We start from the raw sequence: 3,687 nt of genomic DNA on the forward strand, positions 1-3,687 counted from the left end.
TCCTAGCCTTAAAGAAGTAGAAAATCACATTCAACAAAAAGGACATTTAAAAGATATCCCCAGTGCCAAAGAAGTAGAAGAAAACGGGATTTTTCTAGGCCAAATGGATGCCAAATTATTACAGAAAATTGAAGAGCTTACCCTTTATACCATTCAGCAACAAAAAGAAATTAAATATTTAAGTAAAAAACTGAACGAACTAGAACAAAAATTAGATAAGGTTGAAAAGAGTAATTAAGACAAATTAGTTTTTAAGTAAAAAACTTACCCTATTACCTTGTATCATTTATAAAAGACTGCTTTATAATTGAGAGGCTAAAAATAATTATACCCAAAAAGCCGTTATATTTGTTGAAAGACGTTCAACGGAGACTATAAAAACAGTACTAAAAATTACCATCAATACTTAACTCACCTATGAATTACATAGCATTAGGTTTATTAATAATTGTCGGGGTTATTGTTATTGCAGCCATCTTTAGTGAAACTTTTCAAGAAAAGATTTTCGATGGAAACAATAGCGAAACTAAAATTGCGGGAGTCATTACGGTTCAGGGAGTTTCGTTTGTGGTTTTAATTATTGGTTTGGCGGGAACCTCAGCTTACCTAGAACTTCAAAACAAACCAGAACCCATTCCTCCTAAAATGGATGTAGAAGAAGCAATTACTATTTTAAAAAACACCGATAAAGCTTTAGTGAGCTTACATTTCTCTCAAGATGACAGTATTAACGTAAAATTAAACAACACTACCATTGCCAAAATTAAACAAGCTATAGATTTTGATATTAAGAAATCCAACAGCTTTAATGATAAATATGAAATCAACCTTGAAGAGTCTTCCTTAGGTAATTTTAGTTTAGATATATTTGAAAATGCCCTCATCTACAAAAGAGGGAATATCTACTTTCAAGATTCTGTATATAACATCCAGAACACCTCCTTTTGGTTTAAGATTGAAGATATTGAAAACTTTTCTACCCATAGCGGTAATAAAATTGCGAAATACACTTTTAAGTTTGGAGAAGGGAAAACGAAGCAAACTATTCAATGGTCTAGTGAAGAAGTAGAATACGATAAAACCGATAATGGCCAACTTCCCAACAGCATGAAACTTTTAAGAGATACGCATTGGAAATTTCATTACGCCATTGCCCTAGGAGCAGGACTCTTTGGAAAAAATGAAGAGGGTAGAAACTATATTGAAATGATTAACGCTTTATTAATAAGTATTAGAGTTGAAAAATAAATTTAAGAAAACATAGGGTATTCATCAACATTTAGTAATTTAAATATTAAATTCTTATATTTTCTCACTAAATTTAAGAGATAGTATATTCAGTTAATTACCATTATTAAAAATAACCTTATCAGACTTACTCCTATAAATAATTATGTTGAACGAAAACGTCAAGAATTTGCCTGAAGAAGAACTGGATGAAAATTTAAGTTTTACACTTCCCCTAGTCATCAGATGGTTAATTAGTATTCCTGCTATCATTCTCATATTTTCTATTATAGGAATATACACCTATCTTATTTTTTGTAGTCCAGACTATATTGACCCTGAAAAATTTGGATTACCTTCTATATTAACCATCCTTATTATTATATTAATAGTGGTGAACATTCCTTGGGATAAAATGGGGTTCAGAATCAAAAAAATAGGAATGATTGAACTTGAAAATGTAGTTAAAACTCAGGCCCGTGATAACTCCAAAGAATTGGCAGATTTACAAAAACAAATTGATGAGCTTAAATCAAAACTTATAAACAGCAACAACGATTTAGAAATTGATAAAAATCTAGACAATTTGGTAACCCAATTTTTAAACCAATATAGTCAATGGGCATTTTCAGCTTCAAGAATAAGAAGATGGGGAGCCCAACAAAAAGGATTTGAAGATTTTAAAAACCACGGGATCCAAGAAATTAGAGAAAGCTTAAGACGATTGCTTTCCCAAAATAAGGTTGTAACAAAAGTCAGTAAAAAAGGAAATACAATTTATAGAATTAAGTAGCTTTTATTTCAACTTCCATGAAAACAGAAAATTTTCCTGAGATAACTACCCAAAGGCTTTTACTGCGTCAACTTAAAACCTCTGATTGGGAAATGATTTCCTATTTACGGTCCGATAAAAAAGTAAATGAATTTATAAAAAGAACAAGCGCAGAGTCTAAGGAAAAAGCCTTGGCATTTATCGCTAGAATCCATACCGCTTTTAAAGACCAAAAATCCTATTATTGGGTAATTACGGCTCCACCAACTTCTGAAATGATAGGTAGCATCTGCCTGTGGAATTTTTCGGAAGATAGACAAAAAGCAGAAGTTGGGTATGATTTAAGTCCGCAATTTCAAGGAAAAGGAATGATGACGGAAGCTTTACAAAATGTATTGAACTTTGGGTTTCATCAGCTCCACTTACAAACTATCGAGGCTTATACTCACCATCAAAATAAGAACTCTAAAAAGTTATTAGAGACAAATGGTTTTGAACTGGTAAAGGGTAAAATAGATAAAGACAACTTAGACAATATCATTTATAGGATTAAAAAATGAAAGAATATTTAAAATCCTTTGGAATCCTAACCGAAGGGGAAATTGACTCCTTTGAGCAATTATTGGTTACTAAAAAGATAAAAAAAGGCGAATTCTTTATTCAAGAAGGTAAAATCTCTCAAGAGGTCGCCTTTATTGCTTCAGGCTTCTTCAGGTCGTATTACTATAATTCAAATGAGGAAGAAGTAACTTATTGCTTTACTTTTTCAAATTCTTTTATCACTGCCTATTCTTCCTTTTTATCACAAACCGCCACTTCAGAAAATATTCAAGCCCTAACCGATGTTGAATTATATTCTATTTCTAGGGATAAAATCTTACAGCTAGAACAATCAAGTACCAATTGGTTAAAATTCTTTAAACTAATTGCTGAACAGGAATACATCAATTTAGAAAAAAGAATTTTCATGCTTCAAACAGAATCGGCAGAAAAACGATATGAAGACTTACTAACTAATCATCCCCAACTCCTACAACTCATCCCTTTACATTATCTTTCTTCCTATTTAGGAATTACCCCTAGGCATTTAAGCCGAATAAGAAAATTACTTCAGAATTAGACAAATGTCCTTTTCTTAAACTCTGTTCGCTCATTTCTTTGCAAGAAAAAAATAGAAATGAAACAAATTTTAATTATCAATGGCCATCCGGATAAAAAGAGTTTTAATTATGCCTTAGCCGAAGCCTATAAAAATGGAGCCGCTAAAAGTAAAGCTAAAATCAGTCAAATTGATATAGCTGATTTAAATTTTAATCCTAACCTAAAATTCGGTTACCGTCAACGCACCCCCTTAGAACCTGATTTAATAGAAGCTATAGAAAAAATTAAAAAAGCTACTCATCTAGTTTGGGTATTTCCTATGTGGTGGTATAGCTATCCAGCGCTTATGAAAGGTTTTATAGATCGAAGCTTTCTTCCGGGAATTACCTTTGAACCTGTTAAAGGAAAAGCGCTACCTAAAAAATTACTCAAAGGTAAAACTGCTCGATTAATTATCACAGCCGACACCCCTAAGTGGTATAATTATTTAGTCAAACCTTAGCAATCATGCAATTCTCTAGTTATCATTTAATTATGTTAAAAACATCTACTAAATCAATGACTTAAATTGCAAGGAAAAGTGTAAT

5 protein-coding genes and 1 pseudogene are annotated in these 3,687 nt (G+C 31.7%); all 6 read left to right on the top strand.

The features are described 5' to 3' along the window. Positions 1-238, top strand: a pseudogene (locus tag FVB9532_RS19575) (hypothetical protein); the annotation flags it as partial. Positions 239-417: 179 nt separating this feature from the next. After that, positions 418-1,248: a hypothetical protein gene (locus FVB9532_RS19090; protein WP_150546778.1), complete on the top strand. Its 831-nt coding sequence runs from the start codon at positions 418-420 to the stop codon at positions 1,246-1,248. A gap of 145 nt (positions 1,249-1,393) precedes the next feature. Beyond that, positions 1,394-2,020: a hypothetical protein gene (locus FVB9532_RS19095; RefSeq protein ID WP_150546779.1), complete on the top strand. Its 627-nt coding sequence runs from the start codon at positions 1,394-1,396 to the stop codon at positions 2,018-2,020. A gap of 17 nt (positions 2,021-2,037) precedes the next feature. Beyond that, positions 2,038-2,559 (top strand): GNAT family N-acetyltransferase, encoded by a 522-nt coding sequence (locus FVB9532_RS19100; RefSeq protein WP_150546780.1) that lies wholly within the window; start codon positions 2,038-2,040, stop codon positions 2,557-2,559. Beyond that, entirely contained in the window at positions 2,556-3,119 is a 564-nt protein-coding gene (locus tag FVB9532_RS19105) for a Crp/Fnr family transcriptional regulator (RefSeq protein ID WP_150546781.1), read from the top strand. Before FVB9532_RS19100 ends, FVB9532_RS19105 begins: the two co-directional genes overlap by 4 nt. Positions 3,120-3,176: 57 nt before the next feature. Next, positions 3,177-3,602 (top strand): NAD(P)H-dependent oxidoreductase, encoded by a 426-nt coding sequence (locus tag FVB9532_RS19110; RefSeq protein ID WP_150546782.1) that lies wholly within the window; start codon positions 3,177-3,179, stop codon positions 3,600-3,602. Positions 3,603-3,687: the final 85 nt, after the last annotated feature.

Source organism: Mesonia oceanica (assembly GCF_902499555.1).
GTDB lineage: Bacteria > Bacteroidota > Bacteroidia > Flavobacteriales > Flavobacteriaceae > Mesonia > Mesonia oceanica.